The organism is Marinobacter litoralis, assembly GCF_016427555.1.
GTDB classification, from domain to species: Bacteria; Pseudomonadota; Gammaproteobacteria; order Pseudomonadales; family Oleiphilaceae; genus Marinobacter; species Marinobacter litoralis_A.
Map to the genome: position 1 here is coordinate 214,018 of NZ_JAELVS010000004.1, position 18,605 is coordinate 232,622.

Annotated in this window: 20 protein-coding genes and 1 other RNA gene; 3 read left to right on the forward strand and 18 right to left on the reverse strand. The window is 54.7% G+C overall.

All coding sequences use genetic code 11. From position 1 onward, the window contains the following. Nucleotides 1–2: 2 nt before the first annotated feature. The 6 genes from JAO79_RS12960 to rsmI form a co-directional block, all read right to left on the reverse strand. The gene (locus JAO79_RS12960) at nucleotides 3–1,745 is read right to left on the reverse strand and encodes a peptidoglycan D,D-transpeptidase FtsI family protein (RefSeq protein WP_199007675.1); all 1,743 of its coding nucleotides are present in this window, start codon (nucleotides 1,743–1,745) and stop codon (nucleotides 3–5) included. Between the two features lie 27 nt (nucleotides 1,746–1,772). After that, nucleotides 1,773–2,177 (reverse strand): cell division protein FtsL, encoded by a 405-nt coding sequence (ftsL, locus tag JAO79_RS12965; protein WP_199007676.1) that lies wholly within the window; start codon nucleotides 2,175–2,177, stop codon nucleotides 1,773–1,775. A gap of 27 nt (nucleotides 2,178–2,204) precedes the next feature. After that, nucleotides 2,205–3,161 (reverse strand): 16S rRNA (cytosine(1402)-N(4))-methyltransferase RsmH, encoded by a 957-nt coding sequence (gene rsmH, locus JAO79_RS12970; protein ID WP_199007677.1) that lies wholly within the window; start codon nucleotides 3,159–3,161, stop codon nucleotides 2,205–2,207. Continuing rightward, nucleotides 3,158–3,616, reverse strand: a complete 459-nt coding sequence (gene mraZ, locus JAO79_RS12975) for a division/cell wall cluster transcriptional repressor MraZ (protein ID WP_199007678.1) — start codon at nucleotides 3,614–3,616, stop codon at nucleotides 3,158–3,160. Before mraZ ends, rsmH begins: the two co-directional genes overlap by 4 nt. 302 nt (nucleotides 3,617–3,918) lie before the next feature. Further along, an RNA gene (rnpB, locus tag JAO79_RS12980) (RNase P RNA component class A) lies at nucleotides 3,919–4,268 on the reverse strand. A 40-nt stretch (nucleotides 4,269–4,308) separates the two neighbouring features. After that, nucleotides 4,309–5,178, reverse strand: coding sequence for a 16S rRNA (cytidine(1402)-2'-O)-methyltransferase (rsmI, locus tag JAO79_RS12985; protein ID WP_199007679.1), 870 nt, complete (start codon nucleotides 5,176–5,178; stop codon nucleotides 4,309–4,311). Nucleotides 5,179–5,320: 142 nt separating this feature from the next. Here rsmI and JAO79_RS12990 point away from each other — a divergent pair, with 142 nt between their 5' ends. Genes JAO79_RS12990 through JAO79_RS13000 form a run of 3 tightly spaced genes read left to right on the forward strand, consistent with a single transcriptional unit; the run spans nucleotide 5,321 to nucleotide 8,158 of the window. Then, nucleotides 5,321–7,165 (forward strand): penicillin-binding protein activator, encoded by a 1,845-nt coding sequence (locus JAO79_RS12990; RefSeq protein ID WP_227664600.1) that lies wholly within the window; start codon nucleotides 5,321–5,323, stop codon nucleotides 7,163–7,165. Nucleotides 7,166–7,185: 20 nt separating this feature from the next. Next, nucleotides 7,186–7,557, forward strand: a complete 372-nt coding sequence (locus tag JAO79_RS12995) for a YraN family protein (RefSeq protein WP_199007680.1) — start codon at nucleotides 7,186–7,188, stop codon at nucleotides 7,555–7,557. Between the two features lie 10 nt (nucleotides 7,558–7,567). Further along, nucleotides 7,568–8,158, forward strand: a complete 591-nt coding sequence (locus JAO79_RS13000; protein ID WP_199007702.1) for an SIS domain-containing protein — start codon at nucleotides 7,568–7,570, stop codon at nucleotides 8,156–8,158. Nucleotides 8,159–8,184: 26 nt separating this feature from the next. Here the strand turns inward: JAO79_RS13000 and JAO79_RS13005 are convergent, their stop codons facing one another. From JAO79_RS13005 to JAO79_RS13060, 12 genes are all read right to left on the reverse strand, one after another. Next, a complete protein-coding gene (locus JAO79_RS13005; protein WP_199007703.1) occupies nucleotides 8,185–8,583 on the reverse strand; it encodes a ClpXP protease specificity-enhancing factor in 399 nt (132 codons plus the stop codon). Nucleotides 8,584–8,642: 59 nt separating this feature from the next. After that, entirely contained in the window at nucleotides 8,643–9,278 is a 636-nt protein-coding gene (locus tag JAO79_RS13010; RefSeq protein ID WP_199007681.1) for a glutathione S-transferase N-terminal domain-containing protein, read from the reverse strand. 107 nt (nucleotides 9,279–9,385) lie between these two features. After that, on the reverse strand, nucleotides 9,386–10,141 hold the full coding sequence (locus JAO79_RS13015) for a cytochrome c1 (protein WP_199007682.1): 756 nt from the start codon (nucleotides 10,139–10,141) through the stop codon (nucleotides 9,386–9,388). After that, a complete protein-coding gene (locus JAO79_RS13020) occupies nucleotides 10,141–11,373 on the reverse strand; it encodes a cytochrome b (RefSeq protein ID WP_199007683.1) in 1,233 nt (410 codons plus the stop codon). Before JAO79_RS13020 ends, JAO79_RS13015 begins: the two co-directional genes overlap by 1 nt. After that, nucleotides 11,373–11,969 carry a ubiquinol-cytochrome c reductase iron-sulfur subunit gene (gene petA / locus JAO79_RS13025; RefSeq protein ID WP_199007684.1) on the reverse strand — a complete coding sequence of 199 codons (597 nt, stop codon included), beginning with the start codon at nucleotides 11,967–11,969 and terminating at the stop codon, nucleotides 11,373–11,375. The genes JAO79_RS13020 and petA overlap by 1 nt, the downstream gene beginning before the upstream one ends. Before the next feature lie 238 nt (nucleotides 11,970–12,207). Continuing rightward, nucleotides 12,208–12,600 carry a 30S ribosomal protein S9 gene (gene rpsI / locus JAO79_RS13030; RefSeq protein ID WP_114332874.1) on the reverse strand — a complete coding sequence of 131 codons (393 nt, stop codon included), beginning with the start codon at nucleotides 12,598–12,600 and terminating at the stop codon, nucleotides 12,208–12,210. Nucleotides 12,601–12,612: 12 nt separating this feature from the next. After that, complete coding sequence (rplM, locus tag JAO79_RS13035; protein ID WP_114333849.1) at nucleotides 12,613–13,041, reverse strand: 50S ribosomal protein L13; 429 nt, start codon at nucleotides 13,039–13,041, stop codon at nucleotides 12,613–12,615. A 209-nt stretch (nucleotides 13,042–13,250) separates the two neighbouring features. Next, complete coding sequence (locus JAO79_RS13040) at nucleotides 13,251–14,039, reverse strand: TatD family hydrolase (RefSeq protein ID WP_199007685.1); 789 nt, start codon at nucleotides 14,037–14,039, stop codon at nucleotides 13,251–13,253. A 21-nt stretch (nucleotides 14,040–14,060) separates the two neighbouring features. After that, on the reverse strand, nucleotides 14,061–15,641 hold the full coding sequence (gene prfC, locus JAO79_RS13045; protein ID WP_199007686.1) for a peptide chain release factor 3: 1,581 nt from the start codon (nucleotides 15,639–15,641) through the stop codon (nucleotides 14,061–14,063). 59 nt (nucleotides 15,642–15,700) lie between these two features. Next, nucleotides 15,701–16,174, reverse strand: coding sequence for a ribosomal protein S18-alanine N-acetyltransferase (gene rimI / locus JAO79_RS13050; RefSeq protein ID WP_199007687.1), 474 nt, complete (start codon nucleotides 16,172–16,174; stop codon nucleotides 15,701–15,703). After that, on the reverse strand, nucleotides 16,171–16,836 hold the full coding sequence (locus JAO79_RS13055; RefSeq protein ID WP_199007688.1) for a hypothetical protein: 666 nt from the start codon (nucleotides 16,834–16,836) through the stop codon (nucleotides 16,171–16,173). Before JAO79_RS13055 ends, rimI begins: the two co-directional genes overlap by 4 nt. 173 nt (nucleotides 16,837–17,009) lie before the next feature. Then, nucleotides 17,010–18,560 (reverse strand): 2-isopropylmalate synthase, encoded by a 1,551-nt coding sequence (locus tag JAO79_RS13060; RefSeq protein WP_199007689.1) that lies wholly within the window; start codon nucleotides 18,558–18,560, stop codon nucleotides 17,010–17,012. Nucleotides 18,561–18,605: the final 45 nt, after the last annotated feature.

Below are 18,605 nucleotides of genomic sequence, written 5' to 3' on the forward strand. Positions count from 1 at the left end.
AGTTACCCCCTATCCCCTGACGCATTGGCACCAGACCCGACACCAGACACTTCCAGCTCCGGCTTTACGTTCAACAAACGCAACGCATCCCCCATTACCCGAGCAAACACCGGTGCAGCCACTTCACCACCGTAATACTCGCCTGACTGGGGCGCATCTACTGCCACTACCGTGACAATTTTCGGATCATCAATCGGTGCCATGCCCGCAAAAATGGCTTTATACATGCTGTCTTCATAGCCGTGGGCGCCAACCAGGTGCACGGTGCCGGTTTTACCGCCAGCGGCATACAGGCCTGGCTGAGCTCTGCCCCCTGTACCTTTCGCTACCGCGTCTTTCAGCATCTGGCGGACTTCGTAGGTTACTTTCTCACTGAGAACCCGCTGCCCTTGTGGCCGCTGATCTTGCTTCAGCAGACTGACCGGATACCGGATGCCCCCATTGGCCAACACCATATAGGCTTGAGCCAACTGCAACGCATTTACGCTCAGGCCGTAGCCATATGACAGTGTTGCCTCTTCAACCGGCCGCCATTTTGGCCGGGCAGGCAAGACACCAACGGCTTCCCCGGGAAAACCAATCCCCGTGGCCTGCCCGAGCCCCATGCGAGAAAACAGGTTACTCAGAACGTCTCCACCCAAATCGTTGGCAATTTTGCTGACCCCGACGTTGCTCGACTTGACGATAATCTTGGTCAGGTCCATCACGCCGTAGTTACGATGATCCCGAATAGTGAATCGCCCGAAGCGGCGATACCCGGGTGAGGTGTCGATGGTGCTGTTGGCGTTGTACTCTCCAGATTCCAGAGCCGCCGCAATCGTCAACGGCTTAATGGTGGAACCCGGCTCAAACAGATCGGTTATGGCCTTGTTTCGCAGATTCTCGACCGCCAACTGGGAGCGGTCGTTCGGGTTATAGGAACCCTGGTTAACCATCGCCAGCACTTCCCCCGTACTGACATCCAGCATCACCAACGTACCGCCACGCGCCTTATGGGCTCCCACTACCGCTTTCAGTTCGCGGTAGGCGAGATACTGGAGCCGGAGGTCAATGCTCAGCTCAAGATCTTTGCCCGGGCGGGCATCTCGCACCAGCATCAGGTCTTTGATGATGTGGCCTCGACGATCCTTCAGAACCCGTTTTGCGCCCGGTTCACCTTCCAGCCACTGGTTATAAGCCAGCTCAATTCCTTCCTGGCCGTCCTCATCAATATTGGTGAACCCAACAACGTGCGCAGTCACTTCACCAGCAGGGTAATAGCGACGATATTCCTGACGTGCATAAATGCCGCCGAGCCCCAGCGCCAAAGCCTCTTTTGCCATCGCTGGCTGCACTTTGCGGCGCAGGTAAATAAACTCTCGGCTGGCGTAATCACGAAGGCGCTGGCGCAGCTCGCCTTCAGAAAGCTCCAGCAGCCGGGCCAGCACCGCCAATTTCGGATGCTCGGGATCGATCTCGGACGGGTTTGCCCACACAGTCTGAACCGGAGTACTCACCGCAAGCGGTTCGCCGTGGCGATCTGTAACCACCCCGCGGTGGGCGTCAATGGATTCCGTTCGAATAGTACGGACATCGCCCTGCTGGCGCAGGAAGTCATTATCAACGACAAGCAAATCAGTCAGGCGCCAACCAATACCCAGCATCACCAGCAGAAAAACGCCGAGCACAGAATAAAAGCGCCAGGCTTTCAAGCCTGCCGCCAGTCGCTGCACCCTGCTGTTTGTCTGTTCGCTTCGAGCGGACAAATTGGCCACCTTGCTGCTGTTATAGTTTTAGTTAGCCGCAATCGGCGTCATCAACGGCACCAGCACGATATCCTGGCGCCCCGGAACCCTCATACCAAAACGCTCTGCTGCCAACTTCTCGACATGACCATGAGCACTCAATGCACTCTGTTCCAGAAGAAGCTGGCTCCATTCGCGCTCATGTGCGTCGCGCTGCTGCTGCAGAGTCGACAAGCGATTGAACAGCTCGCGGTTTTCATGGGCGCTTACCACCACGCCAATGGCTGACACCGTTAGTGCCAATATCAGCACTAACGTCACCAGCACTTGTTTTTCCCGGGCCGTTTCAAAGACTTCCCGTGACACGCGAACCGCTGAGACGACGCCCTCTCGGACCTTCTCTTTGTTGAGCTTCGCGGTTTTCGTTGGTTGTTCAATTGCTACGGCGCCCATGGCGTCTCGCTCCCTTGCGAATTCGCTTCAGTGAGTTCTTCGTTCCAGCACGCGCATCACTGCACTGCGAGCCCGAACGTTTTCGTCTATTTCGTGATCGCTCGCCTTATTGGCCTTGCCGATCAAACGGTAAGAAGACTGCATCTGCTCTGCCGTCACTGGCACGCCTTTTGGAATCTTTGGCCCTTGGGCCAGATCTCTCATAAACCGCTTAACCAAACGATCTTCCAGAGAGTGGAAACTGATCACCACCAATCGACCGCCCGGTGCCAAACGCTCCGCGGCGACCTTTAACCCGATCTCCAGATCTTCAAGCTCCCGATTGATAAAGATTCGGATCGCCTGAAACGTGCGTGTAGCCGGATGTTTGTGCTTTTCTTTTTTGGGGACCGCTTCGGCCACCAGTTCCGCCAACTGCCGGGTTGTTTCCAGCGGCTCTTCCGCCCGGCGCTGAACCACCAAACGCGCAATACGGCGAGAGAAACGCTCCTCGCCGTACCGAAAAATGACATCAGCAATATCTTTCTCATCCGCGCTAGCCAACCATTGTGCTGCGCTTGGCGCCTGCTGCGGGTTCATACGCATGTCCAGCGGGCCGTCTCGCATAAACGAGAAGCCTCGCTCAGCATCATCCAACTGTGGCGAAGACACCCCTAAATCCATCAACACACCGTTGACCGTTGGCCACTGCTGCGTACTTAGCGCCCCTTCGAGTTCAGAAAAAGAACCATGAAACCAGTCGAAGCGCTGATCGCCGGCCGCCAATTCTTCAGCCACCCGGATAGCCTCGGGATCTTTATCAATACCCAGCAAGCGCCCTTGCTCACTGAGCTGGCTCAGAATCAGCCGGCTATGCCCGCCACGCCCGAAGGTGCAATCGACATAACAACCTGCGTTATCACTAACCAGATAATCAACAGCCTCATCGAGCAATACGGAGCGATGTTTGAAACCCTCAACTGAATCAGATTCCGGCTTGGTCATAGCGACAGCGCCTCCATTTCGGGGGGCACATCATCATCGTCAGCGGAATCATCCAGCCAGGCCATCCAACGCTCTTCGCTCCAGAGCTCCCACTTATTACCCTGACCGATCAACATTAATTTCTTTTCCAAATAGGCGTATGTTCGGAGCGTCGGCGGCACCAGAATACGGCCCGCCGAATCCAGTTCCATCGGGGCAGCGTTGCCCAGCATCAAACGCTGAAGACGCCTAACCGGCTTCTTTATATTGGGAAGGGCTTCAATTTTTGGGCGCAAGGCTTCCCATTCCGGTTCCGGGTACAACAATACGCAGCGTTCTTCATCGGTATTGGCGCTGGCAGTCAAAACAATACGGCCGCCACAAAGCTGCGCGAGTTCTTCGCGCAGCTTTGTGGGGATCGCCAAGCGACCCTTTGCGTCCATATTGATGGCATGACTGCCAAGAAAGTTGCTCATTTACGCCGTGTCCAAGGGTGCCATTTCCACAAAAAACCACTAGAAACCACTTTTTCCCACTTCCGCACACTATAGAAACACGCAAAAGACAATGCAAGCGCCGCTTTCGCCGCCGCAAGGCCAAAAGTTCCTTTAATGACAAGAGGTTACGAAATAGAAATTTATGGAGAGCCTGAACAGGCAATGAGAAGTAGTGAAAAAACAAGAACCTGCAGAACGTTCTAAACGCTCAGCCTAAAGTATAAGATCTTTTGGCTATAACCGCAGGGCTGTGATAAGTACGCACATTAAATAATGATAGGAAAAAGAGCTCGCCGATAAGCCGGGTTCTGTCGTGGACAGTCATTCATCTAGGGCCTGCGTCACCACAGGCCTCAAGCAACCTACCCGAATCCAGCGCGGGCCACGCCAACGGATTCCTATTTGGTCTTGCTCCAGGTGGGGTTTACCATGCCGTGAACTGTTGCCAGTCACGCGGTGCGCTCTTACCGCACCATTTCAACCTTACCGGCGCCCGAAGGCACTTAGGCGGTGTATTTTCTGTTGCACTTTCCGTCGACTCGCGCCGCCCAGGCGTTACCTGGCACCTTGCCCTATGGAGCCCGGACTTTCCTCCCCCGGTAAAACCGGCGGCGACTGTCTGGCGAGCTCGGAGCTGACAATACCCCTGCAGCCGCCCACACGCAAGCGCTTTAACCTTCCTTCAACGCCAGCGCCCGCTGATACAGCTCGTTCTTCCCGAGACCGCAGACATCGGCAACGATTCTGGCCGCCTTCTTCACCGGTAACTCTTTCACCAGCATGGCCAACAACTTATCTGCATCCACCGACGCCTCCGCGCCCGGAGCCTCGTCCGAACCACGAACCATCACCACAAACTCTCCCTTGGAACCGTGCGGATCGGCTTGCAGATCGGTTAACACCTGAGCGGCGGGCCCTGAGTAGAAGGTCTCAAAAGTCTTGGTCAGCTCTCTGCCCAACACGCACTCACGCTCTGCGCCCAGCACCTCGACAAGGTCCTCCATAAGATCCGTAATACGATGAGGCGATTCGTAGAACACCAGTGTTGCGGGCTGGCGCTTAAAATTTTCCAGGGACGACTTGCGCCCCGCCCGTTTCGCCGGTAAAAAACCCGCGAACAAAAACTGGTCAGTTGGAAGCCCTGCGGCCGACAGAGCCGCCACCAAAGCGCAAGCGCCGGGAATCGGAGAAACCTGAAAACCAGCCGCCCGTGCTTCTCTCACGAGAATATACCCGGGATCGGAAATCAAAGGCGTGCCCGCATCCGACACCAACGCAACGCTCTGCCCTTGCGACAACGCTTCAAGAACCTGGTTTACCCGCGCCCTTTCATTATGGTCATGGAGCGCCAGCATCTGCTTATTTAGCCCAAGATGCTGAAGCAGCCTACCGCTGTGACGGGTATCTTCGGCCGCCACCAAATCGGCTTTGGCCAACACCTGGCGCGCCCGCTCGGTTAGATCCTCGAGATTTCCGATCGGCGTGGCAACGACGAACAACTGGCCGCCGACACTTACGGGCGTTCGCTCAGTTATGGGCATAAATGACTCCGGAGAATGAATAACACGAATATATAGCCGCCCCATGACAGGCACGTCATGTGAAAAAGGCCGGGAGCTGGTAAACTTGCCAGCTAATTAGCGGCATCACAAGCCTAAAGATCCGGAGACCACCGAGCCTGCCATGATGACAAACCGCAACGCATTATCCACGATTACGTTACTCGTTGTTCTGACATCCCTGTTCAGCGGCTGTGCATCCATTAACCTGGACACGCACATTGCCGAAACACCGGAACAAGCCTTGTCCATAGCGGCGGATGAAAACGACCCCCAACGCGCCCAACGCTATCTTCTCCGCACGGCCAGCAATTACCAGACAAAGGGCGATCACACTGCCGCCAGGAATATCCTTCGGCACACTCTATTAAAGTCCACCGAAGGCCAGCTCCGCGAACAGCAGCGATTACTTGCCATGGCCAGCGCCATCGAGCTGGAAGACCAAGAGTGGGCACAAGAACTTGCGAACACCAGCAAGGTTGAAGACTTTCTCCAGTACCCCAGCGATATGCTGGCCCGGGCGGCAAACCTGCAGGCCCAAACTCTGGCCCTGGCGGGCGAACCCCTCGATTCAGCCATGACGCTGATCCTGCTAGCCCAAACCGACAGCAGTACCAGCCCCCAGAACATACACGACAGAATCTGGAGCCAGCTGAAAACCGTTGGCAATCAGGAGCTGCAGACCAGCAACACCAAAGCCATCGGCTTTGAAAACCAGGGCTGGCTGGAACTGGCAAGCACACTAAGAAACACCGGCGGTAACCTCGATGCACAGGGCAAACTCATTCGCCAGTGGCAGAACAACTGGCCGGGCCACCCGGCGGCCCAAACCCTGCCCAAAGAACTTGCTCTGATGGCCGACATTTCCTCGTCGCGACCGGAAAACATCGTCCTGGCACTGCCTCTCAACGGGCCACTAGCCAGCGCCGGCAAAGCGATTCGAGACGGATTCATCGCCGCTTACTACAACGACCAAAGCGCGAACCGGAGCAAAACCGATATCCGGGTGGTGGATACGGCCAACCAGCCGTTTCTCGATCTGTACCGCAAGCTCAGCAACGGCAACACCGATTTAATCGTAGGCCCGCTTGAGAAAACCGGCTTGGCGGAACTGTCTGAGATGAACACGTTGCCGGTACCCGTGCTGGGCCTGAACTACCTTCCCAATGACCACAAGGCGCCCAACGGGCTCTACCAATACGGGCTGTCCGCTGAAGATGAAGCTCGCCAAATTGCCGAGCAACTCGCCAAAGACAAGGTCACACGTATTTTGGCACTCATTCCCAACGGTGAATGGGGCGACCGGGTGACCACCGCATTAACCGATAAACTTGAAGAGATCGGCGTCACAGCACTTCACGTTCAGCGCTTCTTCCCCGAAGACAACTTGCGTGCCATCACCGCCGACGTTCTTGGTGTAACCGCATCCCGGCAGCGGGCAATCGACGTAGAACGCACCATAGGCCTGAACGTTGAGTTTGAGCCCCGCCCGCGCCAGGATGCCGAGGCTATCGTGATGGTCGCCGCGCCGACAATCGCCCGACAGTTTAAACCGCTATTTGCGTTCTATTTTGCGGGGAATCTGCCGGTATACGGCCCATCCATCACATACGAGGGCGTGCCCAATCCAAGCCGGGACCGTGACTTGAACAACGTCATCTTCACCGATATTCCGTGGGTTCTCGCGGAGAACGACAACCCTCTGCGCAGTGATGCGGAACAGTATCTTAGCGGCACCAAAGGGCAACTCGGGCGACTATTTGCCATGGGCGCTGATGCCTGGCAACTCAGCAAACGCCTACCGCTCCTGCAACAAGTTAAAGATGCCGCTATTAACGGCCACACTGGCACACTGACCATGGCCCCATCCGGCGCAATACACAGAGAGCAGCTTTGGGCCAGGTTTGTTAATGGCAGCCCCGAAGTACTGGAGACTAAATCGCCGGACGCTCTTGTACCGGGCGAATAATCACCGAACAGCGATAAATCATGGCCAAGGACGGCACAAAAGCGTTAGGCGACTTCTACGAGGGCGTGGCCGCCCGGTACCTCGCCAGCCGGGGCGTTTCTATTCTTGAACGCAACGTCTACAACCGCGGAGGCGAAATTGACCTCATCGGCCTGGACGGAACAGCGCTGGTATTTTTTGAAGTACGGTACCGGAAAAGCAACAGCCTGGTAGATCCTTTGGATTCGATCACTCCGAGCAAGCAGAAGCGACTGGTGAGAGCCGCCTCCTTTTATCTTCACAGAAACAACCTTTGGGATGCAGAGACACGCATCGACGTAGTCGGTATTACGCCGGGAACTACCAGCAAATACCGGGTACAATGGGTTAAAAATGCAATTCAGGCAGATTAGTACCGGCACCATGACCAATACCGAAGAACGAATCAATTACTGGTTTGCAAACCACATGGAACAGACAGCCCAAGCGGCTGTCACTGCAGGCCCGGCCATCGGAACCGTCGCAGACGCGTTTGTAGCCACACTGCTACAGGATGGCAAAATAATCGCCTGCGCGAACGGCAACGCCAACGTGCTTACCCAATACCTGTGCACCGCACTTCTTTCGAGGTTTGATCAGGATCGGCCCGCACTCCCTGCCATCAACCTGGGCGCCGATGCAACCACCTACTCTGCGATCTGCCGGGACAACCGCTTTAACGACACCTTTTCAAGACAAGTAAGGGCCGTAGGCAAACCCGGCGACCTACTGTTTGTGGTTGTGGACGACGGCCACAAAGCTAACCTGATTCAGGCTATTCAGGCGGCCCACGACCGGGAAATGATGGTCGTTGTACTCAGTGCTCGGGAAAAATCAGACATCACCTCGCTGATGCACCCTGAAGATCACGAAGTGGCGCTGAACGATCTTTCGCCGCACGAAGCAACGCCGTTAATGATGGTGATCATCAACGCGCTGTGTGACCAGATCGATGCGAAGCTATTTGGCGGGTAAGAAAAAAGCCGGCAAGCCGGCTTTTTTTATTTCACTACCTTTAACGTCGGCCGGCCGGTAGGCCGTTCGTCCGCTTTCGGGGCGGGAGCCTCATCCCCTTCCGGATCAGGAAAGCCCGGCTCGCTGCCGAACACCATTCCCTCACCATTTTCTTTGGCATAGATTGCCAGCACAGCCTGCAGGGGAATGAACACCTGCATGGGTACGCCGCCGAAACGTGCACTAAACTCGATCGCCCCATTACCAATCACCAGGCCCCTTACGGCCCCCGTGCTGATATTCAGAACAATCTGACCATTAGCCACGTGCTCTGTCGGCACCTGAACACCTTGCACACCCGCATCAACCACAATATACGGGGTGCAGTCGTTGTCCAGAATCCACTCATTCAGCGCCCTCACCAAGTAGGGGCGGCTGGAGGTCATGGCAATATTGAAATCAGACACTTCAACAACTCCTGATTTGGAAGCCGGGCGCTATGCCATCAGCTGCGAATATCTTCCTCAAGGTCAGAAAGGCTAGCCTTAAAGCCTTCGCGACTGAAGATACTCTCCATATACTTGAGTAGAGGCTTGGCCTGCTTGTCTTTATCGCTCAGCTCGATCCCCAGAGCGGGCAAACGCCACAAGATCGGCGCAATGCAGCAGTCCACAATGGTGAACTCTTCAGACAAGAAGAACGGCATTTCCGCAAACAGCGGGCCGGTCGCCAGCAAACTTTCTTTCAGTTCTTTACGCGCAGCGTCTGAAGCCTTTCCGGTTGGCTGAGCAACGATCTGATCAACCAGAGCACACCAGTCTTTCTGGATGCGATGGATCATCAAACGGCTGTTAGCGCGTGCAACGGGGTACACAGGCAAAAGCGGTGGATGCGGAAAACGCTCATCCAGATACTCCATCATGATGTTCGGCTCGTACAGAACCAAGTCACGATCCACCAATGTCGGTACGGCGTTGTACGGGTTCAGATCCGCCAGTTCTGCCGGAGGGTTATCCGGCTCTACATCAACAACATCAACGGTAACGCCCTTCTCAGCCAATACGATACGCACACGATGGCTGTAGTGGCTGTTCGGGTCCGAGAAAAAAGTCATTGATGACCGCTTGGTCACAACGCCCATATAAGCTACCTCACGATTCTAAAATCGAAACAATCCAGTAAACGCAAAAAACCAGCGGTCCTTTGAGGGACCGCTGGAATCTAGGATTAAGGATTATACCCTAAATCTTAATGTACGTCTTTCCAGTACTCGCGATTGAGCAAGTAGGCAAAGACGAAGAAGATGGCCACAAAGATCAGCACGAAAATACCCAGACGCTCGCGCTCAACCTTCACCGGGTCACCCATATAGGACATGAAGTTGGTCAGGTCCCACATTGCCTGATCGAACTCAGCACCACTCATGCTGCCTTCGATGGCGTACTCAGGGCAGGCATCGCCGTTGTTGATGTTGCCGCTGAGAGGCTCAACCGTCGGCTTCACGCCAATGTTGGGTTTAACCGCACACAAACCTTGCAGGCTGACCATCACGTGAGGCATACCAACGAGATCGAAAACCACGTTGTTCACGCCCAGCGGACGGCTTTCGTCTTTGTAGAAGCCACGCAGGTACGAATATACCCAGGACTCACCACGCAAACGGGTCTCCAGAGTGAGGTCAGGTGGCGGAGCACCAAACCAGCCTGCAGCCAAACTTTTGTCCATAGAGTTCTTCATCAGCTCACCAATCTTGGCGCCGGTAAAGATCAGGTTCTCTTCGTACAAATCGGCCGGGATTTCCAGATCTTCGGAAACACGCTTGTAACGTGCGTATTCCATCGAATGGCAACCCATGCAGTAGTTGGTGAACAACGCAGCACCACGCTGCAGAGACGCCTTGTCAGTGTGGTCCGGGGTCATCTCGTCCAGAGGAACCGCGGCACCCGCTGCCAGCCCGAAAGCCGGCAGGATCGCTATGAAAAGACCAAATATCAGCTTTCTCATTACCCTGTCACCCTCTCTGGTACTGGCTTGGTTTTTTCCATGCGCGTATAGAACGGCATGAGAATAAAGTACGCGAAGTAGAGCGTGGTCAGGATCTGCGCAACCGTGGTACGGCCTTCCGTTGCAGGCACGATGCCGAGGTAACCCAGCACCACAAAGCTGATTACGAAAATCGCCAGAGCGATCTTGCTCAGCCAGCCTTTGTAGCGAATTGACCGAACCGGACTTCTGTCCAGCCAAGGCAGAACGAACAGGATGGCAATGGCCGCCCCCATCACAACCACACCCCAGAACTTGGCATCCAGACCGAACAGGTCAACCGTTACCGCACGCAGCATGGCGTAGAAGGGCGTGAAGTACCAAACCGGTGCAATGTGGGCCGGTGTTTTCAGGCTGTTAGCCGGCTCAAAGTTGGGCTTCTCAAGGAACAGGCCGCCCATTTCCGGGAAGAAGAACACTACGATAAAGAAGATAAAGAAGAACACCGCCACACCCAGCAGGTCGTGCACTGAGTAGTACGGGTGGAACGGGATACCGTCTTTCGGAATGCCGTTCTCGTCTTTGTTTTTCTTAATGTCGATACCGTCAGGGTTGTTTGATCCCACTTCGTGCAACGCCAGGATGTGCAGCACAACCAACGCCAACAGAACAATCGGCAGCGCAACAACGTGCAGAGCAAAGAAGCGGTTCAGCGTGATACCGGAAATCAGGTAATCACCACGAATCCACAGAGACAGGTCTTCACCAATCACCGGAATAGCACCAAACAGGTTAACGATAACCTGGGCACCCCAATAAGACATCTGACCCCAAGGCAGCAGGTAGCCCATAAAGGCCTCTGCCATCAGCACCAGATAGATCAGCATGCCGAAGATCCAGATCAGCTCGCGCGGCTTCTGGTATGAACCGTACATCAAGCCACGGAACATGTGGAGATAGACCACCACAAAGAATGCCGATGCACCCGTCGAGTGCAGGTAACGCAGCAACCAACCCCATTCAACATCACGCATGATGTATTCAACGGAGGCAAACGCGCCTTCGCCGGACGGGTTGTAGCTCATGGTCAACCAGATACCGGTAACCAATTGGTTGACCAGCACCAGCATGGCCAACGAGCCAAAGAAGTACCAGAAGTTAAAGTTTTTGGGCGCGTAATACTTCCCAACGTGTTTGTTCCAGGCGTCGATGACCGGCAGTCGCTCATCTACCCAATTCAGAAGTTTTTGCATTACGCTGCCTCCGGATCAAGACCAATCGTCATGGTCGTATCGTTATCAAACCGGTAAGGCGGCACTTCCAGGTTCAGAGGTGCTGGCTGCCCGCTTAGCACGCGGCCCGACAAATCGAATTTCGAACCGTGACATGGGCAGAAAAACCCGCCCAACCACTCGGCGCCCAAGTCTGCTGGAGCCACCTCAGGACGATAGGTAGGCACACACCCCAGGTGCGTACAGATACCCACAAGAACCATAAACTCCGGATTCAGGGAGCGGTGGGTTCCTTTGATGTATTCTGGCTGCTGACTGGCTGCCGTTGACTCTGGATCTTTCAACCGGGGAGTCATTTCCTCGACACGATCCAGCATCTCTTTGGACCGGCGAATTACCCATACCGGCTTACCTCGCCACTCAACAGTTACCTGCTGACCCGGCTCAATTTTGTCGACATTCATTGTTACCGGCGCACCGGCCGCTTCCGCTTTCGCACTGGGGTTCCAGGACGCTACGAAAGGAACGGCTGCACCGACGACGCCGACACCACCTACCACGGATGTGGCACCGATTAGAAATCGGCGCCGACCTTGGCTCACGTCGCCATTACTCATTATGGTTTTCTCCCATCAGGCGAGGCACAGACGCGGAAACACCGATACTGCGCTTCGAAAAGGACTTCACAACCCAAAATTATAAGCGAGGAAATGGTAATGAAATTAACCTTCGCTTACAAGTTAGAAAGGCCCGCCGCTGGGCCTTCCCCTGCGCCAGGTCAAAAATTTTTATCGTCTTCAGGCACAAAAAAACCCGACCAAAAGATCGGGTTTTTCCATCGGCACGAAGTGCAGATTAACGCTTGGAGAACTGCGGACGCTTACGCGCTTTACGCAGACCAACCTTCTTACGCTCAACCTTACGTGCGTCACGGGTAACGTAACCCGCTTCGCGCATTGCCGGGCGCAGAGTTTCGTCGTAATCCATCAGGGCGCGAGTCAGACCGTGGCGAATTGCGCCGGCCTGACCACTGATACCACCACCCTTAACAGTGATATTGATATCGAAACGATCTTCAGAACCCGCAACAACCAGCGGCTGACGAACGATCATCCGAAGAGTCTCACGACCGAAGAATTCTTCGATAGTACGACCATTGATAGAGATGTTACCGCTTCCCGGCTTGATAAAAACCCGAGCCGTGGATGACTTGCGGCGACCAGTACCGTAATTTTGTGCTACAGACATATTCGCCTTCCGTTAAATGTCGAGTTCTTTGGGCTGCTGGGCGGCATGCGCATGCTCAGCGCCGGCGTACACTTTCAGCTTCTTGAACATGGCACGGCCAAGCGGACCTTTCGGAAGCATGCCTTTCACAGACTTCTGAATGATTTGCTCGGGAGCCTTGTCAACCAGCTTCTCGAAATTGATGGATTTGATTCCACCTGGAAAGCCGGTATGGCTGTAATACATCTTATCAGATGCCTTGTTGCCGGTAACCTTCACCTGGCTGGCATTGATAACAACGATATAATCGCCAGTGTCCACATGAGGGGTATACTCAGGCTTATGCTTGCCCCGCAGACGAAGGGCGATTTCGGTTGACAGACGACCCAGCGTCTTGCCGGCTGCGTCTACAACGTACCAGTCACGTTTTACAGTTTCTGGTTTCGCACTCAGAGTCTTCATTGATTCCGCCTTGAACGCTAAAAGAAACGTTAAAAACCACCACCGGTACATGCAAGGCATCCGGAGGAGGTCCATACCTAGTTTGCGCTGGCACTATTCGGGGCTGAGATAGTGACATCGCCTTGAAAAGCCAGGGCGCGAAGTATACTCGAACCCCGAAAGAAAGCCAACCCTACGTCGCTTTGTCTCGTAAATCCCCTACACAACGCTTAAGTTGGCGCTAATACATCCGGCGCCCGGCCGTAGAGCTTGCCCGCATTTTCCAACAACACCTCTGCAAGCCAATCCCTGGATTCGCCCCGAAGATTAGCCAGCTGAGCAAAAATATCCGGGAGGTACTCCGGGGAATTCCGCCCCTTGGCAACTCCCGCAGGCGCCATATCCGGCGCATCGGTTTCCAGCACCAAAACGTCAGACGGCAAGCGAGCAATCACATCCTGCGTTTTCTTTGCCCGGTCGTGAGTGATCACGCCCCCCACTCCAATATAGCAGCCCAGTTCAATAAAGCGGCAGGCTTGCTGATAACTTCCAGAAAAACCGTGAATCAGTGCGCACCCCTGCCAACGCTCCGAGCGAAGCAGCGCCGCCGTCTGATCATGCGCCTTAACAGAGTGGATCACCAACGGCATATTAAACCGGGCCGCTACCTGAACCTGCGCCGCAAACCAGGGCAATTGCTCAGTTATCGAACCCCGCAACGCATCAAGACCACACTCGCCGACACCAAGACACCCGGGCGCCTTTCTTTCCACCGCCACTTCCAGTGCATCCAGATCCGCCGCGTCATGCTCGCCGATGAACCAGGGGTGAATCCCCAGGCAATACCACAATCCGTCATCGGGTGAACTCAACGCGGCCAATCGCCCCCAATCGGCTTGCCGAACTCCGGGCATAACCAAGCCCGTTACGCCAGCGGCTCGCGTTCGAGTTAAGACCTGCTTCCTACACTCGTCAAATTCCGGAAAATCGAAATGGCAATGGGCATCGAACAGGCGCATTGTCGGCTCCGTGAGATTTTCTTAGTGCTCCCGGGTTTTATGGAACTGAATGTCCGGATAGCGCTCCTGTGCCAGAGTCAGATTCACCATCGTTGGCGCGATGTAAGCCAGTCTGTCGCCACCATCCAGCGCCACGTTCTCTTGGTTTTTGCGCTGGAATTCTTCCAGCTTACGCTCATCGTCACACGTTACCCAGCGCGCAGTAGCTACGTTGATCGGCTCGTAGATGGCCTCTACTTTATATTCGCTCTTCAGCCGGGCAACCACCACGTCAAACTGCAGAACACCAACAGCGCCAACAATCAGATCGTTGTTTTTAAACGGCCGGAAGACCTGAACCGCGCCTTCCTCAGACAGCTGAATCAATCCCTTCTGAAGCTGCTTGGCCTTCAACGGATCTTTCAGACGAATCCGGCGGAACAACTCAGGCGCAAAGTTCGGAATACCGGTAAACTTCATATCTTCACCGGCGGTAAAGGTATCGCCTAGCTGGATCGTTCCGTGGTTGTGCAAACCAATAATATCGCCTGCGAACGCCTCTTCGGCATGCTCCCGATCACCAGCCATGAACGTCAATGCGTCCGAGAAGCGGACATCCTTGCCGATACGCACATGACGAGCCTTCATGCCCTGCTTATAGCTGCCAGAGACAATCCGAACGAAAGCGATCCGGTCCCGGTGTTGCGGGTCCATGTTCGCCTGAATCTTGAATACGAAACCGGAAAAGCCGTCTTCCTCCGGCGCTACCGTCCGCACATCGGTGGCACGGGGCTGCGGTGTTGGCGCCCAATCCACCAGTCCATCCAACATATGATCGACACCGAAGTTGCCCAGCGCCGTACCGAAAAATACCGGCGTCAGCTCGCCAGCCAGGAACGCCTCTTGGTCAAACTCGTGGGACGCCCCTTTCACCAGCTCGATCTCGTCACGCAAGTCTTCGGCATAGCCACCGAGCGCCTCGTCAAGCTCCGGGTTGTCCAGACCCTTGATGATCCGCTGCTCCTGAATGGTGTGGCCCTGTCCCGTTTGGTACAAAATCACCTCATCGCGGATCAAGTGGTACACACCCTTGAAGCTTTTACCCATACCGATTGGCCAGGTTACCGGAGAGCAGGCAATCTTCAGTACATCCTCCACCTCATCCATCAGCTCAATCGGATCGCGAGTATCACGGTCGAGCTTGTTCATAAAGGTCAGTATGGGCGTATCCCGAAGGCGAGTTACCTCCATCAGTTTGATGGTCCGTTCCTCTACCCCTTTCGCGCTGTCGATCACCATCAGACAGGAGTCAACGGCAGTCAGAGTACGGTAGGTATCTTCTGAGAAATCTTCGTGGCCCGGGGTGTCCAGCAGGTTGACCAACTTGCCGCCATAGGGGAACTGCATCACCGAGGTCGTTACCGAGATGCCCCGCTCTTTTTCCATTTCCATCCAGTCAGATTTTGCGTGCTGGCCCGACTTCTTACCCTTAACCGTACCGGCTTTCTGCAAAGCCTGCCCGAACAGCAGTACCTTTTCAGTAATGGTAGTTTTACCGGCATCCGGGTGCGAGATAATCGCAAAGGTATGGCGCTTGGCCACTTCCTTCGATAGGTTAGACATAAGACAACAGCCTGAATGGAATGGATGATAAACGCGGCATTATAAGGCCTAGCGGGGGGTCAGGTGAACTGCAACTCCATGACCCTGGCATCTTCTCCACCGGATGGCCCGGGATAGTATTGCGGCCTGATGCCAATCTGTTGAAAACCTTCGCTTCTATACAGCATGGTTGCTGCACGATTGCTTTTACGGACTTCCAGAATCATGCATGCAAGGTCGTCTTCAATGGCGACCGCGATTGCATGCTTCAGCAGTTTTCGCCCGAACCCCATGCCTCGACATTGCGGGTGCACGCACACGTTAAGCAAGTGCGCCTCGTCAAACTGATAACTCACGATTGCATAGCCAACCAATTCGTTATCGTAATCAAGCGCCCAAAGCCGGTAACTGTCTTTGAAACAATCCCGAAAGATCCCCTCCGTCCAGGGGTGCGAATGGCCAAGCCGCTCCAGCTCCATCACTCTCGGCAGATCTTCCAGAGCAAGAGGACGAATAGCGAAAGAGGCGCCTCGAAGCACGTCTGATGCCGTCATAGACTCGCCAACGGTTTGAGCTCTTGCCATAGCTGTCGCTTTAACTGAGGATCTGCCGCCAGTTTCGCCAAGCTGCCCGAAAACCGCACAGCTACCGGCTTTTCAAACGCCCGCTCAAGCAATTCCCCATCACTACCCAGAACAATGATTTGCCGAGCCTCGGCGTTACCGTAGCTCGCGGAAATTGCCTCCAGCAAATGCTCAATGCGATTGATCGAAACTTTCAGGTTATTAAACAATGGCCATTGCAAAGCGCCAAGCCCTGCAGGAGAACTCTCTCCCAGGCTTTTCAATATGTTGACTGCCAATGTCTGTTGCAGCGACAGGCTGGTATCCTCGGACATTTCCCCGACTAACAAGAAACGATTGCCCTGCCATGCCTCGACAAACACACGCGGTACTGGGTCTGGCAATTGACTCGGAACGACTTCACGCTCCTTCTCTTCGGCTGGAACTTCCTCAGCCGGCCCCAATTCATCAACGGGGGTTACATGCGCTCGTGCAGGCTCCGGCGATTCAACCTGCTGAGGTTGTTTGGTTGGCGCATCGACCGCCGACATCAAACTTTGCAGATGAGCTATCTTGTCACGACTGCGGGCTGCGAGCTCCGGATCTTTTTGAGCAGGCGCTGTCGGCGCAGAGACCGAAATTTCTGATGCCACCGATGCCTCTTCTGACTCCCCAAAGTCAAACTCCGGACTCGGCGCAGCGCCAGGCAGTGGTTCACGCGCATACCACATCCTGACCCCGGCGACGCCAAGATAGAATTGTCTTGCCGCTTCAGTGTGCATAGAAACCAAACCCCATCGCTAGCGATGAAGCTAACGGCAAGACTTCAGACATCAGCAACCTGTGGGTGTTGACGAATACCACCAGAAGTCACCAGATTGAGCGCCTCGATATAGGCTTTGGCAGACGCGATGATGATGTCGGTATCTGCGCCCACACCGTTCACAATGCGCCCCCCACGCTCTAAACGAACAGTTACCTCACCCTGCGCATCCGTGCCGCTGGTGATGCTGTTCACTGAGTACAACTGCAAGTTACAACCGGAATCCACCAGTGACTCAATAGCCTTGAAAGCCGCATCCACCGGACCACTGCCTTCGGCAGTCACCGTATGCTCGTTACCGTCAACGGTCATGGTCAGCGTCGCTTTCGGCACAACGCCAGTTTCTGATGCCACTTTCATGCACACCAGGCCATAGCGGCCAACTTCTTCTTTTTGCTTGGTATCGCTGGCGATCGCCTGCAAGTCTTCATCGAAGATCTCGTGCTTAAGGTCTGCCAGCGCTTTGAAGCGAGTAAACGCTTCATTCAACTCGGTCTCGGTTTCGAACTGAATGCCCAGTTCCTGCAAACGGGTGCGGAAAGCGTTTCGCCCTGAATGTTTACCTAACACCAGACTGTTGGTATGCCAGCCGACATCCTGCGCTTTCATGATCTCGTAGGTTTCACGGTGTTTAAGCACACCATCCTGGTGGATGCCCGACTCATGGGCAAACGCGTTAGCACCCACAATGGCTTTGTTGGGCTGAACGGGGAACCCGGTAATGGTGGAGACCAGACGCGAGGCAGGAACAATGTGCTCGGCGTTCACGCGAGTATCGATATTGAACAGATCTTTACGGGTGCGCACCGCCATGACGATCTCTTCGAGAGAGGCGTTACCGGCACGTTCGCCCAAGCCGTTAATCGTACACTCAACCTGCCGCGCACCATTGGTTACTGCCGCAATCGAGTTGGCCACTGCAAGGCCAAGATCGTTATGGCAATGAACCGAGAAGATCGCCTTGTCAGCGTTAGGAATACGATTCAGCAGCTGGCGAATCGTTTCGCCGAATTCTTCAGGAATGGCATAACCGACGGTGTCCGGGATATTAATGGTGGTGGCACCGGCATCAATAGCCGCTTCGATAATCCGGCAAAGAAAATCCAGTTCTGAACGCCCTGCGTCCTCGCAAGAGAACTCGACATCATCAACGTGGCTTCGCGCACGCTTGACAGCGCGTACTGCTTGCTCGACGACCTCATCCGGTTTCATCTGCAGTTTGTGCTGCATATGAATAGGCGACGTCGCGATGAAGGTATGAATTCTACCCTGAGCAGCCGGGCGAATCGCCTCGGCGGCCCGGTCGATATCTTTATCAAGTGCTCGCGCAAGGCTGCAGATGGTTGATTCTTTGATGGTTTCAGCGATGGCTTTAACCGCCTCGAAGTCACCCTGGCTGGCAATAGCGAAGCCTGCTTCGATCACATCAACTCGCAGTTTTTCCAGCGCTTTGGCGATACGAAGTTTTTCATTTTTGTTCATCGTAGCTCCGGGACTTTGTTCGCCGTCTCGGAGAGTAGTATCGAAAATCACCAAATGATCAGGTGCAGCCATTGCCGGGCTCCCATCAGAAACAATGTGTTATTTATTGGCGTGAGT